14 protein-coding genes are annotated in these 14,196 nt (G+C 73.7%); 9 read left to right on the top strand and 5 right to left on the bottom strand.

Going from position 1 to position 14,196, the window contains the following annotated elements; all coding sequences use genetic code 11:
- Positions 1 to 104 precede the first annotated feature (104 nt).
- Entirely contained in the window at positions 105 to 923 is an 819-nt protein-coding gene (locus ACIBNE_RS06235) for an NUDIX domain-containing protein (protein WP_399270220.1), read from the top strand.
- Between the two features lie 409 nt (positions 924 to 1,332).
- Here the strand turns inward: ACIBNE_RS06235 and ACIBNE_RS06230 are convergent, their stop codons facing one another.
- From ACIBNE_RS06230 to ACIBNE_RS06215, 4 genes are all read right to left on the bottom strand, one after another.
- A complete protein-coding gene (locus ACIBNE_RS06230; protein ID WP_399270218.1) occupies positions 1,333 to 1,809 on the bottom strand; it encodes a hypothetical protein in 477 nt (158 codons plus the stop codon).
- Between the two features lie 213 nt (positions 1,810 to 2,022).
- Positions 2,023 to 4,299 (bottom strand): lipopolysaccharide biosynthesis protein, encoded by a 2,277-nt coding sequence (locus ACIBNE_RS06225; RefSeq protein WP_399271239.1) that lies wholly within the window; start codon positions 4,297 to 4,299, stop codon positions 2,023 to 2,025.
- Between the two features lie 4 nt (positions 4,300 to 4,303).
- Positions 4,304 to 5,494 (bottom strand): DegT/DnrJ/EryC1/StrS family aminotransferase, encoded by a 1,191-nt coding sequence (locus tag ACIBNE_RS06220; protein ID WP_399270216.1) that lies wholly within the window; start codon positions 5,492 to 5,494, stop codon positions 4,304 to 4,306.
- Positions 5,495 to 5,643: 149 nt separating this feature from the next.
- Entirely contained in the window at positions 5,644 to 6,615 is a 972-nt protein-coding gene (locus ACIBNE_RS06215) for an RNA polymerase sigma factor SigF (protein WP_399270214.1), read from the bottom strand.
- Positions 6,616 to 6,854: 239 nt separating this feature from the next.
- Between ACIBNE_RS06215 and ACIBNE_RS06210 the strand changes: the two genes are divergently transcribed.
- The 7 genes from ACIBNE_RS06210 (at position 6,855) to ACIBNE_RS06180 (ending at position 12,975) form a co-directional block, all read left to right on the top strand.
- A complete protein-coding gene (locus ACIBNE_RS06210) occupies positions 6,855 to 7,223 on the top strand; it encodes an STAS domain-containing protein (protein WP_399270212.1) in 369 nt (122 codons plus the stop codon).
- A 196-nt stretch (positions 7,224 to 7,419) separates the two neighbouring features.
- On the top strand, positions 7,420 to 7,962 hold the full coding sequence (locus ACIBNE_RS06205; protein ID WP_399270210.1) for an ATP-binding protein: 543 nt from the start codon (positions 7,420 to 7,422) through the stop codon (positions 7,960 to 7,962).
- Between the two features lie 127 nt (positions 7,963 to 8,089).
- Positions 8,090 to 8,266, top strand: a complete 177-nt coding sequence (locus ACIBNE_RS06200; RefSeq protein WP_399270208.1) for a hypothetical protein — start codon at positions 8,090 to 8,092, stop codon at positions 8,264 to 8,266.
- A gap of 207 nt (positions 8,267 to 8,473) precedes the next feature.
- A complete protein-coding gene (locus ACIBNE_RS06195) occupies positions 8,474 to 9,247 on the top strand; it encodes a peptidase (protein ID WP_399270206.1) in 774 nt (257 codons plus the stop codon).
- Positions 9,248 to 9,254: 7 nt separating this feature from the next.
- On the top strand, positions 9,255 to 10,241 hold the full coding sequence (locus ACIBNE_RS06190) for a hypothetical protein (RefSeq protein WP_399270204.1): 987 nt from the start codon (positions 9,255 to 9,257) through the stop codon (positions 10,239 to 10,241).
- Positions 10,238 to 11,536, top strand: coding sequence for a hypothetical protein (locus tag ACIBNE_RS06185; protein ID WP_399270202.1), 1,299 nt, complete (start codon positions 10,238 to 10,240; stop codon positions 11,534 to 11,536). The genes ACIBNE_RS06190 and ACIBNE_RS06185 overlap by 4 nt, the downstream gene beginning before the upstream one ends.
- A gap of 14 nt (positions 11,537 to 11,550) precedes the next feature.
- Complete coding sequence (locus ACIBNE_RS06180; RefSeq protein WP_399270200.1) at positions 11,551 to 12,975, top strand: hypothetical protein; 1,425 nt, start codon at positions 11,551 to 11,553, stop codon at positions 12,973 to 12,975.
- Positions 12,976 to 13,113: 138 nt separating this feature from the next.
- Here the strand turns inward: ACIBNE_RS06180 and ACIBNE_RS06175 are convergent, their stop codons facing one another.
- Positions 13,114 to 13,248 carry a hypothetical protein gene (locus ACIBNE_RS06175; protein WP_399270198.1) on the bottom strand — a complete coding sequence of 45 codons (135 nt, stop codon included), beginning with the start codon at positions 13,246 to 13,248 and terminating at the stop codon, positions 13,114 to 13,116.
- Positions 13,249 to 13,261: 13 nt separating this feature from the next.
- Here ACIBNE_RS06175 and ACIBNE_RS06170 point away from each other — a divergent pair, with 13 nt between their 5' ends.
- Positions 13,262 to 14,092: an endonuclease I family protein gene (locus tag ACIBNE_RS06170; protein ID WP_399271238.1), complete on the top strand. Its 831-nt coding sequence runs from the start codon at positions 13,262 to 13,264 to the stop codon at positions 14,090 to 14,092.
- Positions 14,093 to 14,196 lie beyond the last annotated feature (104 nt).

The following is a 14,196-nucleotide window of genomic DNA, read 5'->3' as shown; positions in this document are numbered from 1 at the left end:
GCGCACGGCGCTCGTCTTCGCGGCCGCGTTCGCGGCGTGGGCCGCGATCGGCTGGCTCCTCGCCGCACCCCTCGCACGCCCATGAAGTCTCTGGGGGCCCCTTCGTGAACCGTTGCTCCGAACGCTTCTTCTACACGCCCCCACTGCTGGGCCGTGCCGTCGAACTCGCGGGCGGGGACGCCGTACCGGAGGACGTACTGCCCTCCCTGGAATGCGAGTTGGCCTGGCACGGCGGTGCCGACCACGCCGCGCACCTGCTGTTCCTGCCCGGCCCCTCCGGCCGTGCGGTGTGGGCGCGCTGGCGGCACACCGACACCCGTGTCCAGGTCATGGACCCCTGCACAGGCTCGTGCGAACTGTTCGCCGAGCATCCCGGACACCACCAGATCCCCGCACCGGAGAACGGAATGCCCATGGCGCACGCCGACATCGACCCCGCCAACCCGCCCCGCCGCCGCATCGGCGCGGTCGTCCTCGTCCGCGACCAGGACGGGTCCGTACTCCTGGTGAAGCCGACGTACAAGCACGCGGACAGCCGCCTCGGGTGGCAACTGTCCGGCGGCGGCGCGCATCCGGACGAGACGGTGGCGGCGGCTGCCGCGCGGGAGCTGTTTGAGGAGACCGGGCTGCGCCGCCACATCTCGCACGCGCTGATGATCGACCAGATGCCCGCGCACGAGGACAGCGCCGAGGGCATCAACATCGTCGTGGACGGCGGCATCCTCACCCCGCAGGAGGCCCGTGCCGTGCGCCTTCCGGAGAACGCTATCGCCGAGTTGTCCGCGCTGCGGTGGGTCCCCATGGGCGACCTGGACAAGCACGCACTCCCGTACCAGGCCGCCCGCATCCGCGCCGCCGCCCGCGCCTACGAGTTCGGGATGCGGTTGCCGCTCTACCAGCGTGGGGAGCCCGCCCGGGTGTAGGTGGGCGGGCCCCGGGGCGCCGCCTTTCGCCTGCGGCGGGCAGGGCCCCTCCCCACCCCTTCCCGAAAACCTGCCGGTGGCGAGCCCGCTGCCGCGGGATGGGAACGCGCGGCATCTGCCCCACCCTCGCGCAGTTCCCCGCGCCCCTGACGGGGCCCGTTCACACCGGGATCGTATGGGTACCCCGGGGTGGGGGTCGGAAGGGTGCTCCCCGCAGGAGCACGAGCCAAGACCGGGGTTATCCAGGAGTCGAGACGGTTCCGGCTCGTGATCTGAGGAGTGCACCCTGGAGCGCCCCCGGCCCCCCGGGTAATCCATTGACCGACCGGGTCACCCCATCCACCCAGGGGCGCGGGGAACTGCGCAAAAAGACGCCGCCCCGAGGCACCGGGGCCCTACGCGGCCCCCGTCAGCAGGCGACCGGCGCGTCCACGATCACCGGTACCGCGGGGTAGCCCAGCGCGGTCGAGGTGAACTCGGCGTGGACCGTCGACCCGCAGGGGACCGTGTCGCTGATGCCGCTGACTCGGACGGTCGAGGCATGGAAGCGGACCGGCTTCACCAGCTGGCCGAGGAACGCGCCGCCGGTGACGTTGCCGGTGAGAGTCGTGGTCAGGTCCTTGACCGGGATCGGGTAGCCCGGACTGGGCGGGCCCGCGAGGGATATCTCGCCGTACAACTGCACGTTGTTGCCGGTGACTTCGACGCACACTTCGGTCGCCAGGCCCGCCCGGATGGCGAAGGGGCTGCACGTCACGGTGGTGGCAGCGCTGGTGGCGGCGGCGGCGGTGGTGGCGACGGCAGGCGTCTGCGCGGCGGTGGCCGGGACGGCGCCGAATAAGGCCAGGCCCATGGTCGCGGTGGCGATCAGAGCGGTACGGGACATGAGGGTGTCTCTCCCTGTTGAGAGGTGTCGTTTGGCGGCAGTCGCTGCCGCATACGGCACACGCCGTTGCAATGTGACATTGCACTGAACGGCGGCACGTGTGGAGAGTACGTGAAGTCCAACTCCCTTGTCGCCACGAACCCTTCGCTTCCGGAGTGATGTGCGGCACCTGATCGCGAACGCGACGCACGCCGCCCTCGGGGGACCGCCCCGCTACCGCCACTTCCGGTACGCCACCGACCCCACCCCCGCCGCGAAGAACCCCAGGAACACCGGCAGGCCCACCTCCGCGAAGCGTTCCTGCGCCGCCCAGCCCGCCACCCCGAGCGCCCACACCACGCCCGCGTTCACCCGCCAGTTCGCGCCCGTGTTGTGCAGCGCGACCGCCGCCAAGGCCAGGCACAGGCCCTGGAGCACGTACGGCAGCCCCCTCAGCACCCCCGCCGCGTCCGGGAACCCCGCCACCTCCGCCACGAACTCCGCCAGCGGCCCGTGCCAGTGCCGGGACGCCGCGTACGGTTCGATGCCGAAGAACAGCGGCGCCGAGTGCAGTGCGGCCACCGTCACCCCGAGCGACGCGCACAGCAGCACGGCCCGCGGCCGGTACAGCGCGACCGCCGCGCAGTACACGACGATCAGCAGCCCCACCGCCGTCAGCGTCACGGGCGGCAGCGCGTCGACCAGTTCGCCGCCGGTCAGGCGGTGGTCCCCGTGCAGGTCGACCGCACGCGACAGCGGCACCCAGAACAGCCCGGCAGCCAGCCCCAGCAGCAGCCACAGCGCGTCGGTGAGCAGCGCCTCGTCCCCACCGGCGTCGGCACCGGTACGGGCGGCCGGCGCCTCCCCCCGTACGCCCCCGGATTCCCGTACGCCCCCGGACCCCCGTACGGGCTCCGCCTCCCGCCGTACGTACACCGGTATCCCGAACGCCGGCGTCACCGTGTCGTGCGTGCCCCGCAAGTACGCCGTGCCCGACGGCCAGTCCGTGCCCGTCCAGTCCGCGCTGTACGCCGCGCCCCGCCGCTCCCGAGCGCGCTCCGCCGCCATCCGGGCCCAACTCGTCCCGAACTCGTCGGCCCCGTCCGACCCCGCGCGCCGGGAAGCCCGAGCCCCCGCCCCCGCCTTCACTCCCGCCCAAGGCCCCACGCCCGGCCGCCACCGCACCCCGGTACGGCCGTCGGACAGGGCGATCCGCATGCCCACCGCCGACGCCACCGCCACCAGCGTCATGCTGAGCAGCATCGCCCAGCCCGCGCCCGCGATCCCCAGCGGCCCGAGCAGCGCCGCCGCGCTGCCCAGCACCAGCGCGCACATCGCGCCCTGGAGCACGGCGAGCGCGCCCGTCCGCCCCTGCACCCGCAGCACGCCGATGTACAGCTCGACGACGACCCTCGGCAGCGCCGCCGCCGCGAGCAGGCGCAGGACGAGCGCGCCGTGGTCGGCGTAGTCGTGGCCGAAGGGCGCGAGGATCTGCTCGGCGAAGGCGACGAGCACCACGACGACCGGCACCAGCAGGTACGCCATGCGGCGCAGCGCGCCCCGTACGCCCTCGGCCAGTTGTCCGGGGCTGTGGGAGGCGTGGGCGGTCAGCGAGGAGGCCATGTTGATGGCCATGAACTCCATGGTCCCGCCGACGGTGTACGCGATGTAGAAGAAGCCGTTGTGCGCCGCGTCGAACCGCACGGCGACCATCACCGGCAGCAGGTTGATCATCGCGAGGCTGAAGAGCGCGCCGACCGAGTCCCCGGCGAGGAAGCGGCCGATCTCGCGCATCCCGGGCGGCTCGCGGTCGCGTTCGGCGGCGGCCTGCCGGGGGATGAGCCTGCGGAAGACCAGCCAGCCGAGCGGCACGGTGGACAGGGCGATGGCCGCGGCCCAGGAGACGAAGACGCCGAGGACCGGCACCGAGGTGGCGAAGACGGCGAGCAGCAGCAGTTTGCCGATGGAGAAGACGGCGTTGCCGACCGGCACCCAGACGGCCTTGCGCAGGCCGGTCAGGACGCCGTCCTGGAGGGTGAGGATTGCCCAGGCGGCGCAGGCGGCGGTGAAGACGAGCCCGGCGGAGAGCGTGCCCAGCGGCCGGTAGGAGGGTCCCCACAGGTCCAGCGTGAGCAGGAAGACCACGCAGGCGACGACGACCACGACGGAGCTGACGAGGTAGAGGCGGACGACGAGGGGGCCGGTTGCGCGGCCCGCCCTGGGGACGTAGCGCACGACGGCGCCGATCATCGTGGTGGCGGTCACGGACGCCAGGAGCCGCATCGCGGCGATGGCCGCCGAGCCCTGCCCGACGGCGTCCTCGGTGTAGTAGCGGGCGGCGACCAGCCAGAAGCCGAGCCCGAGCGCGGCGGAGACGCCCGTGGAGAGCATCAGCGCGTAGGCGTTGCGGAACATGGAGTCGCCTGAGGCGCCCCGGCCGGCGGCCCCCGGGCCGGGGGCCGTGTCCGCCGGTGCGGCCTCGCCGTGCGGCCGGGCGGTGTCGGCCACCATGGGGTCAGCCACCGCGGGGGCCGCCCCTCGCGGGCTCGGCGCCCAGGGCGGTGAGGACCCGGACGGCGGCGTCCGCCTTCAGCGGGTCGATCGGGAGGGCGTGCCGGGCGAACCAGCGGGCGCCTTCGGCGGGGCCGGCCGCGTCGGTGAACGCCTCGCCCGCGTACGCGTCCAGGGGCGGGTCGTAGAGGTAGCCGACGGTGATCCGGGCGCGGGCGAGTGCGGTGATCGCGGCGTCCCGGTCGGCGACGAGCAGCGGCACCCTGAACAGCGGGCGGGGTACGGCTCCGGGCGCGGCCCAGCGCGTGGCCAACAGGCGCTCGGTGCCCGCGAGATGGGCGTCGAGGGTCGCGTCGAGCCGGGCGAGGCGGTGGGCGATGCGGCGTCTGCGCGGGGCTCCGGCGCCGATCCGGTAGTCGTGCATGTCGACCCGTACCCAGGAGTGGAAGGCGTCCAGCGAGGGCGCGGCCTCCAGGGCCCGCTTCAACTCGCCCGCGCGCAGCGGCATCCGGATGTCCGCGCGCTCCTGGAGTCCGAGGAGCCGCTGGGCCGCCCGCGCGGCGGGGGCCAGGCGCAGGCCGCGCACGGCGGCTTCGGCGTGCGGCCGCAGCCAGTAGGCGAGTTCGGCGGTGGGGCGCACGGGCCGCAGCAGCGCGTCGCGCGCGTGGGCGAACTCGTCGGCGAGCGAGGGGTCGGCGAGGGTGAGGAAGCCGCCCGCCTTGGCGGCGGTGTGCTTGGAGAGGCTGTAGAGGGCGGCGTCGCCGTAGGAGCCGACGGGTCTGCCGCCGACCTCGCTGCCGATGGCGTGCGCCGCGTCCTCGACGAGGGGGATGCGCGACTCGTCGCATCTGGCGCGCAGGCGGGGCGCCGGGTCGGGGTTGCCGTACAGGTTGGTGGTGAGGACGGCGGCGAGGGAGCCCCAGACGTCGTCGGGGACGGCCGCGAGGTCGATGGAGCCGTCGCGCGGGTCGAGCGGCGCCTGGACGGGGCGCAGTCCGGCGGCCAGTACGACGAAGAAGATGACGTCGTCGTTGACCGGGGACATCAGGACGCGGCCGCCCGGCGCGCACCAGTGGCGCAGCGCGAGGTAGAGCCCGAATCTGCACGACGGCACGTAGAGCGCGGCGCGGCCCGTTCTGTGCCGCATGGCGGCTTCCAGCTCCGAGTACGCGGATTTCGCACGAACGAGAGCCATGTTGTGTTCCCCCCAGAACCCCCCGGCTCGCCCAATGTGGCCCAGTCCCTGCCGGTTCGTCAACAATGCGGAGGGGCCCGTCCCCCGAGGGACGGGCCCCTCCGCAGGCGGTGCCGTGCGGTGCCGGTGCGGTGCCGTGCGCGGCGCCCTCACTCCTCCAGCGTGAGCCCCTTGCGGAGTTTCACGAGGGTCCTGGAGAGCAGCCGCGAGACGTGCATCTGCGAGATGCCCAGCTCCTCGCCGATCTCGGACTGCGTCATGTTGGCGACGAAGCGCAGGCTGAGGATCTTGCGGTCGCGGGCGGGGAGCGACGCGATCAGCGGCTTCAACGACTCGACGTACTCGATGCCTTCGAGTCCGTGGTCCTCGTAGCCGATGCGGTCGGCGAGCGCGCCCTCGGTCTCGTCCTCGTCGGGCTGCGCGTCCAGCGAGCTCGCGGTGTACGCGTTGCTGGCCGCCATGCCCTCGACGACTTCTTCCTTGGTGATGCCGAGCCGTTCGGCGAGTTCGCCCACGGTGGGCGAGCGGTCGAGCTGCTGGGCGAGTTCGTCGCCCGCCTTGGCCAGGTCCAGGCGCAGTTCCTGGAGCCGGCGCGGCACGCGGACCGACCAGCTCGTGTCGCGGAAGAAGCGCTTGATCTCGCCGACGATGGTCGGCATGGCGAAGGTGGGGAACTCGACGCCCCTGCTGAGCTCGAAGCGGTCGATCGCCTTGATCAGGCCGATGGTGCCGACCTGGATGATGTCTTCCATCGGTTCGCTGCGGGAGCGGAACCGGGACGCCGCGAACTTCACCAGCGCGAGGTTGAGTTCGACGAGCGTGTTGCGGACGTACGCGTACTCGTGCGTGCCCTCTTCCAAGGCGTCGAGGCGGGCGAAGAGCGTCTTCGACAGCGCTCTGGCGTCGAGCGCGTCCACCTCGCCGTACGGGGGGATCTCGGGGAGATCCGCCAACGCGTCCGGCACTTCGGGCGGTTGAGGGGCCACGGGCGTCGGTGGCGCCAAGGGCGCCGCGGTCGCCGAGCGGTTCTCGGGGGAGTTGCGGGTAGTCGGGACGGAAAGTGCCGACGGCGCATGCTGGGTATGCGATTCGTCGAGCCGGGGTGACATGGTGTCCTCCATCGTTCTCGGCATATGGCCGCCGATGCCCATACGTGTTGCTGCGGTGTGCGGCGCCTCCAAGCCGGCCGTGTCGAAAGGTGTCCCTACTAGCCCTACCCGTTTTTGACGTGCCGTCGCAAGTGTCAATGATTGATGTTTGTCCGCATTTGTGGAGGTCTTCGGCTTCCGGGCGTGGTGAAGAACGCGTAGTGTTTGTGGACGCCAGCGACGGTTTACGACGAGGCTAAAGAGGGACGTGCATGGACCGCGGGACGGTCGGCAGCGCGAATCGCGGCCGGCTCAGGGTCGAGGTTCGGACCGAGGGCGACAGCGAGGTGCTGACGGTGGTGGGTGAGCTCGATCACCACACCGCCGATCTGCTGCGCGAACCTCTGGAGCATGCGCTCGACCAGGGCCGGACACGGCTCGTGGTCGACTGCTCACGGCTCGAATTCTGTGATTCCACCGGGCTCAACGTGCTGCTCGGCGCCCGCCTGCGGGCGGACGCGGCAGGGGGAGGTGTCCACCTGGCGGCGATGCGGCCGGTGGTGGCCAGGGTCTTCGAGATCACCGGGGCGGAAGCGGTCTTCACCGTCCACGCCTCCCTCGACGGCGCCCTCGGCGAGTGACTCGGAAGATTCTCCCCACCACGCGTGTTGCTCGTGTCACTGGACTCGTGTGCACGAGGTGGGTGTTGTCCCGATTCGGTCGGGCAGAAGAATCCCGGCGGTAACGAACCGCCCCGCACGGACGCAGAAGCACAGAGCGGGACGCAAGCAGAGCGATACGGCAGACAGAACGGTGAATCGGTGAGGTGAAGCGCTGATGAGCACCACCCGGCAGCATCCGCCGGGCGACCTCGGCCCCGAGCCGAACGAGGTCGCGGCCGACTCGGCCGTGCCCGGGGGCACCAGCGGGGGCGCGGCCCCCGTGACGGACCGGGTGCCCGAGGGCGGCGAGCGCAGACGGCGGACGCTCGCGCTCGGGTCGGCCAGCGGGATCGTCCCGCTCGCCCGTGACTTCACCCGGCAGGCGCTGTACGACTGGGGCTGGCTGCCCGCGGCGGGCGCGGACCGCAGGGCCGCGGCCGAGGACGTCCTGCTCGTCGTCTCCGAGCTGGTCACCAACGCCTGTCTGCACGCGGAGGGCCCCGAGGAGCTGCGCGTCACCTGCGACGGCAAGGTGCTGCGCCTGGAGGTCGCCGACCGCGGCGCGGGCCAGCCCGCACCCCGCACCCCGCACCGCGCGGGCCGCCCCGGCGGCCACGGCATGTTCATCGTCCAGCGCCTCTGCCTGGACTGGGGCGTCGTACGGGTCCCGGGGGAGCCGGGCAAGACCGTGTGGGCGGAGCTGGCGGCCCCGGCCTAGGGGCCTGTCCGCGCGGTTTTCTCCGGCGCGGGGCGCCACCCGGTCGCGCGCCCCGACGTGCGGGGCGGCCGAGGCTGATGAAGAGTCGATGCGAGTCACCCACTCGCTTCACTCGAAGGAGAACGACATGCTTCGGCGCATCTCAATCGCTCTGGCCGGTCTGCTCGCGGTCGGCTTCCTCGCCGCTTCCCCGGCGGGCGCCGTCGGCGGCGACGTGCACGGCTGCTGGCAGAACAAGACGCACGTCCAGGCGGGCAGCGTAGTGGTGGACGACTACGACGCGGCGTGCTGGCACGTGGGCTGACCCTTCCCGGTCGCGGTCGAACGTCTCGGGTGGGCGCCCCGGCAGGGGGCGCCCACCCGAGCGCGTTTCCCGCGCGCCCCGCCCGCCCCCGCGGTTCCTCCCGGCCCCCGGCCGATCCGGCACGCGCTTTGTCTTCCTTCGTCAAGGCACCCGGCGTACCTTGAGCGCCCCATCTGATGTGTCGTCAGAAATTGAGGGGTGCGTGAGGTGTCGAATCGGAAGCGGAAGACTCTCGCCCTGGCCTCGGCTGCGGCGGTGGCGGGCTCGGTGGTGCTGCTGACGGCGCCCGCCGCCCACGCCGACGTCGTGGACGTCAACTACCAGTGCAAGACGCCGATCGGGGACAAGGGAGCGGTGTCGCCGATCGACATCAAGGCCGTCAAGGGCGGCAGCGGCTACAGGCTCACGATGTCCTTCCAGAAGGGCGTCTCCTCCAGCCCGGTCGAACTGGGCAGCGGCGCGATGAAGCCGAGCGCGGTCATCAAGGTCGGCGGCGCGGACGGCGGTACGGTCGCGGTGTCCGGCGACCCCAACTCGGCGGCGATCCCGGCCAACACCCCCATCAAGATCAGCGACTTGTCGGGCACGTACACGCCGAAGAAGACCGGCAAGGTCACCTTCACGGCGGGCGTCCTCACCATCAAGGCGCTCGGCACCGTCACCACCTGCACCCCGACGAACAACCCGAAGCCCTCTCTGGAGCTGGACGTCCAGGGCAGCGGCGGTTCGGGCGGATCCGGGGGGTCGGGCGGATCCGGGGGGTCCGGAGGCTCGGGCGGATCCGGCGGTTCGGGCGGGTCGGGGGGCTCGACCGGGGGCGGCGCGCAGACCTCGGGCTCGGGCGGCAGCGGCGGCGAACTGCCCAAGACCGGCCCGCTCGACTCGGCCGTGGCGCTCGGCACCCTCGGCGGCACCGTGCTGCTCTCCGGGGCGGCCGGGGCGCTCTGGCTGAGCCGCCGGAGTCAGCGCCGTACGGGCTGAGCCGTCCGTGCCCCGCCCCCGCCGCACCCCGGCGACCGCGCCCCGCGCCCCCGCGCGCCACCCGCTCCTGGGCCTTCCGCTCCTGACCCCTGCGCTCCTGACCCGGGCGCTCCTGACCTCTGCGCTCCTGGGCATCGCGCTGCTGCTCGCCGTCCCGCACCCGGCGGCGGCAGCGGGCGAGCCCTGGAGCGCGGGGCCCGCGGCGGGCGGCGACGGGGGCGGGCGCGGCAGGCCGTACTTCTACCTGGAGGGCGCGCCCGGCGCCGTCCTGGAGGACCGGATCGCGCTCACCAACCCGGGCGCGCGGCCGTTGACCGTACGGCTGAGCGGGGCGGGCGCGGTCTTCCGCGCACCGCGCGTGAGCGTGCCGCCGCGCACCAGGGCCGAGGTGCCCTTCGGGGTGGCCGTCGCGCGGAACGCGGCGCCCGGCGAACGGAGTTGGGCGCTGGTCGCCGAAGCGGGCGGCCGCGCGGTGCGCGTACCGCTGCACCTGCGGGTCAAGGGCCCGGCCCTGGCGGCGCTCGCCGTCGAGGGCGTCCGCGCGGACCGGGCGGGCGTCCACTACACGCTCGTGAACCGGGGCAACACCGCGCTCGCGCCCCGGGTCGCCGTGCGCGTGGACGGGATCTTCGGGGCGCGCCTGGACCGCCCGGCGGGCGCGGCGCGGCCCCTGGCGCCGGGGGAGCGGGCCGCCGGGACCCTGCGCTGGCCGGGCGGCGCGCCGACGCTCGACCGGGTGTCGGTCACGGTCGCGGCGACGGCGCCCGGCGCGGAGCCGGCCGAGGCGCGGGCGACCGGGGCGTTCGTGACGTGGTGGTGGGTGGCGGTCGGCGGGGCGCTGGCCGCCGGACTCGCGGGAGCGGGCCGGTTCCTCCTGTGGCCCCGGCTGCGCGCACGCGGCGGGGCGCGGGAGTCGGCCGACGGCCGCGATCCCGTCGAAGTGGACGTCGAAGCGGATCTGGAACAGGGCGAGTTGACGGGAGCGGTGAAGTGAGAGGCACGGTGGTTTCCCGGTCGGCCGCGACGGCGGTTCCCCGGTCGGTCGCGGCCGCGCTGCTGGCGCTCGCCCTGCTCTGGCTGCCGCTGGGCGGAGCGACGGCGGCCCAGGCGCAGGTGCGGCAGGCCGACGCCGGGCCCGTCGTCACCCTCTCCCGGCAGGAGGCGGGCAAGGGCGGCGACATCACGGTCAAGGGCGCGGGCTGGCGCCCGAAGGCCCTGCTCATGCTGCTGATCTGCGGGCAGTCCGCGCCGGACCGCGGCGTGATCGGCGGCACCAACTCCTGCGCCAACTCCGACGGCCGGGCCGTCACCACCGACGCCAAGGGCGCCTTCACCAGGGAACTCCCGGTCGCCGAGCCGCCGAAGCCCTGCCCCTGCGTGGTGCACGTCGCGACCGTGACCGGTCGACAGGCCGTGGTGGACACGGTGTTCGCCGTCGCGGGCCACCCGACCGCGCCGCTGCCCGCGCCCGATGCCGCCGGGCGCCTCGCCTTCCTGGCGACGGCCCGCCTGGAGGGATCGAGCGGCGTCCTCACCTGGTTCGGCGCCCCGCCCGTACGCAGGCTCGTCTTCACCGTCGGCAACATGGGTACGGCCCCGGTCGAGGACCCCGTCTTCCGACTGGGCACCGCGCACGGCGTGTTCGCGCCGCAGTGGGAGGAGCGCCAGTGGCGCGGCACCGTCGCGCCCGGCGAGCGGGCGCGGATCGAGCTGGACGTCAGGCTCGCGGCGGGCGCCCACGGCGACTACCAGGTCTCGCTCAAGTACGGCCCCAGGACGGTCGTCGAGCAGCCCTGGCGCGTCGGCCGCCCCTGGGGCGTGACGCTCTTCTGGGTCCTGCTGTGCGTGGTGGTCCCGGCCGCGGTGTTCCGCGTGGGCCTCGCGGTGGTCGACCGGATCCGCCCGCGCCCGGCGGACCGGGGCGCGGCGGACCACGGCGCGGCGGCCAGGGGCGCGGCGCCGCCGGAGCCCGTACGCCGGAAGTCCGCGCACCGGAAGCCGGTGCGGCGGGAGCCCGCGTACCGGAAGTTCCTGCGCCGCCCGGGGTTCCTGCGGCGCCCTGAGTCCGTACGGCCCCCTGAGTCCGTACACCCCTCGAAGTCCGTACGCCCCCCGAAGTCCGGCCGGTCGGCCCCCGCCCCGCTGGAGGAGCCGCCGACCGCACCCGCCACGGCCCCGCTGCCGTGGTTCACAGCTGACTCCGCACCGTCAGAGAAGCGATCCACACGGCCGTCGGCGCCCGCCGCACCGGACACCCCGACGGCCCCGACCAAGAAGGGACATCCGTGAGGACGCAACGGAGGATGAGCGCGGCGGGAGTCGCGCTGATGCTCGGCGGCGCGGGAATCATGCTGGCCGCGAGCCCGGCGGACGCCGCAGAGGTCTCGTACAAGACGGAGTGCATACCCCCGCCGATCTCGGGGCTGCCCGCCGTCCAGGGCACCACCAAGGTGCTGATCACCGCTCCGGCGGAGGCGAAGGTCGGCGACGAGGTCGAGATCGTCTGGAAGACGGTCGCGGCGGCGTCGAAGAACCCCGACGTGCTCAACCTGGACAAGGACACGGTCCAGCCGAGCGGCACGCTCAAGGCGGGCGGCGCGCAGAGCGCCGACGTCCAGATGCAGGGGCCCAGGCAGAACCCGCCGATCCCCAAGAACAGCCCGATGGTGCTCTCCGACATGAAGGGCAAGCTGAAGCTGACGAAGGCGGGCGTGGTCACGCTCACCCCGGACAAGTACACGATCAACGTCTCGAAGCCGATCTCGACGGACACCAAGTGCGCGCCGAAGGAGGCGGTGAAGGCCGCGGCGACCATCAAGGTGACGGACGGCTCGGGGAGTTCGGGCGGCACGACGTCGGGGACGACGGGGTCGGGCGGCACGACGTCGGGCACCAGCGCGTCCGGCGGCACGACGTCCGGCACCACGACGTCCGGGACCACGGCGGGCGGCACGACCTCGGGGACGACCGCGTCCGGCGGCACCGCGTCCGGCGGCGGTGACGGCGGGCAGAGCGACTTCCCCGGCAAGGAGGTCTCCGTCGCCTACGCCTGCAAGCCCCCGGGGCCCGCCGCCATCAACTCCAAGGTGACGATCAACGCCAAGAAGAACGGGGGGAGTTACGACCTCACGGTCAAGACGGCCAAGGGCGTCATGAACAGCCCCGCCGCGCTTCCCGCGGGGGCCCTGAAGCCCTCCATGGCGGTGACCCTGGGCGGCGCCGACAAGGGGGCCGTCGCGGTCGCGGGGCCCGCCAACAAGGATCCGCTGGAGGCGGGCAAGCCCGTCGACCTGTCCGACATGACCGGCACCTACAAGCCGGGCGCGGCGGGCAAGTCGACGCTCTCGCCGGGCGCGCTCACCATCGAAGTGACCCTCGGGGGGCAGAAGATCACCATCCCGTGCACCGTGAACGGCACGGTGCGGCCGTCGCTGGAGCTGGACACGACCCCCCAGCCGGGCGGCGCGTCCGGCGGCAGCGGCGCGGCGGGCGGCAGCGGTGCGTCGGGCGGCAGCGCGTCGGGCGGTGCCGCGGCCGGTGGCGCGGCGGGCGGCGACTCGGGCACGGCGTCGGGCGGCGGCGACGCGTCCGGCGGCGGCCTCGCCGCGACCGGCGCGGACGACAACGGTTCGCTGCGCGCGCTGGGCCTGGTCGCGGGCACCGTGATGCTGCTGGGCGGCGCGGTGTTCGCGCTCACCCCGTGGCGCCGGCTGCGCTCCCGTTCCTAGGGGCAGCGGTCGAGGGCGCCCGTCCCCACCAGGGGCGGGCACCCGATCTCGTAGCGTCCATGACAACGTCACGCAACCGCCCCTGGACGTTCACCCGATGAGGTCGGGGTCCGTGCGACGCTCCCCGGGACCGCTCGGTCAACTCGCGTAGAACGCCTCTCCTTTCCGTACGGGCAGCCGTACGGGCAGCCGTACGGCCAGTCGTACGGCCAGCCGTACGGACGGAGGCGCCGTCCCCCGCGCGAGCGTCCCCGGGAAAGGACGGACCCCCATGGCACTCCCGCACATACGCCGCCGCCACGCGCTGGCCGCCGCCGCGCTGCTCGTCGCCGTCGCGGCCCCGGTCGCCACGACGGCCCAGGCGTCCCCCAAGGCCCAGGAGCCCCGGGCGGACCAGGCCGCACCGGCCGCCGTCTCCGGGGCGGGCGCCTACGACGACACGTACTACCAGGGCGCCGTCGGCAAGACGGGCCCCGCCCTCAAGAGCGCGCTGCACACCATCGTCAGCAAGCAGACCAAGATCTCGTACGACGCCGTGTGGAACGCCCTCAAGGTCACCGACGAGGACCCGGCGAACACCGCCAACGTGATCCTGCTCTACGCGGGCCGCTCGCAGAGCAAGGGCTCCAACGGCGGCAACACGGGCCAGTGGAACCGCGAGCACGTCTGGGCCAAGTCCCACGGCGACTTCGGCACCGCGACGGGCCCCGGCACCGACCTGCACCACCTGCGGCCCGAGGACGTCACGGTCAACAGCATCCGGGGCAACAAGGACTTCGACAACGGCGGCAGTGCGGTCTCCGGCGCCCCCGGCAGCCGTACCGACTCCGACTCCTTCGAGCCCCGCGCGGCGGTCAAGGGCGACGTCGCCCGCATGATCCTCTACATGGCCGTGCGCTACGACGGCGGCGACGGCTTCGCGGACCTGGAGCCCAACGAGCGCGTCGACAACGGCAGCGCGCCCGCGATCGGCAAGCTCTCGGTCCTCAAGGCGTGGAGCGCGGGCGACCCGCCGGACGCCTTCGAGAAGCGCCGCAACCAGCTGATCTTCGACAGGTACCAGCACAACAGGAACCCGTTCATCGACCACCCGGAGTGGGTCGAGGAGATCTGGTAGGCACCCGCGTACGGCGAGAGGGCCGTGGGGGGGGGGGGCGGGCGCGGGCCCCCCCCCCCCCCCCCCCCGCCGGGGCCCCGCCCCCGCCCCCCCGCGGGCGCCGG

It is taken from the genome of Streptomyces sp. NPDC050504 (assembly GCF_044458065.1).
Lineage (GTDB): Bacteria > Actinomycetota > Actinomycetes > Streptomycetales > Streptomycetaceae > Streptomyces.
Note: the sequence above shows the minus strand (reverse complement) of the source record. Positions and strands in the feature narration are given on the sequence as shown.

What these genes read in the sequence shown, in the direction of transcription:
- ACIBNE_RS06220 (WP_399270216.1), bottom strand. Translation starts at nt 5,494, where the DNA reads ATGGCTCTCGTTCGTGCGAAATCCGCGTACTCGGAGCTGGAAGCCGCC.
- ACIBNE_RS06225 (WP_399271239.1), bottom strand. Translation starts at nt 4,299, where the DNA reads ATGGTGGCCGACACCGCCCGGCCGCACGGCGAGGCCGCACCGGCGGAC.
- ACIBNE_RS06180 (WP_399270200.1), top strand. Translation starts at nt 11,551, where the DNA reads ATGAGCGCGGCGGGAGTCGCGCTGATGCTCGGCGGCGCGGGAATCATG.
- ACIBNE_RS06230 (WP_399270218.1), bottom strand. Translation starts at nt 1,809, where the DNA reads ATGTCCCGTACCGCTCTGATCGCCACCGCGACCATGGGCCTGGCCTTA.
- ACIBNE_RS06215 (WP_399270214.1), bottom strand. Translation starts at nt 6,615, where the DNA reads ATGGAGGACACCATGTCACCCCGGCTCGACGAATCGCATACCCAGCAT.
- ACIBNE_RS06205 (WP_399270210.1), top strand. Translation starts at nt 7,420, where the DNA reads ATGAGCACCACCCGGCAGCATCCGCCGGGCGACCTCGGCCCCGAGCCG.
- ACIBNE_RS06175 (WP_399270198.1), bottom strand. Translation starts at nt 13,248, where the DNA reads ATGGGGGTCCGTCCTTTCCCGGGGACGCTCGCGCGGGGGACGGCGCCT.
- ACIBNE_RS06210 (WP_399270212.1), top strand. Translation starts at nt 6,855, where the DNA reads ATGGACCGCGGGACGGTCGGCAGCGCGAATCGCGGCCGGCTCAGGGTC.
- ACIBNE_RS06200 (WP_399270208.1), top strand. Translation starts at nt 8,090, where the DNA reads ATGCTTCGGCGCATCTCAATCGCTCTGGCCGGTCTGCTCGCGGTCGGC.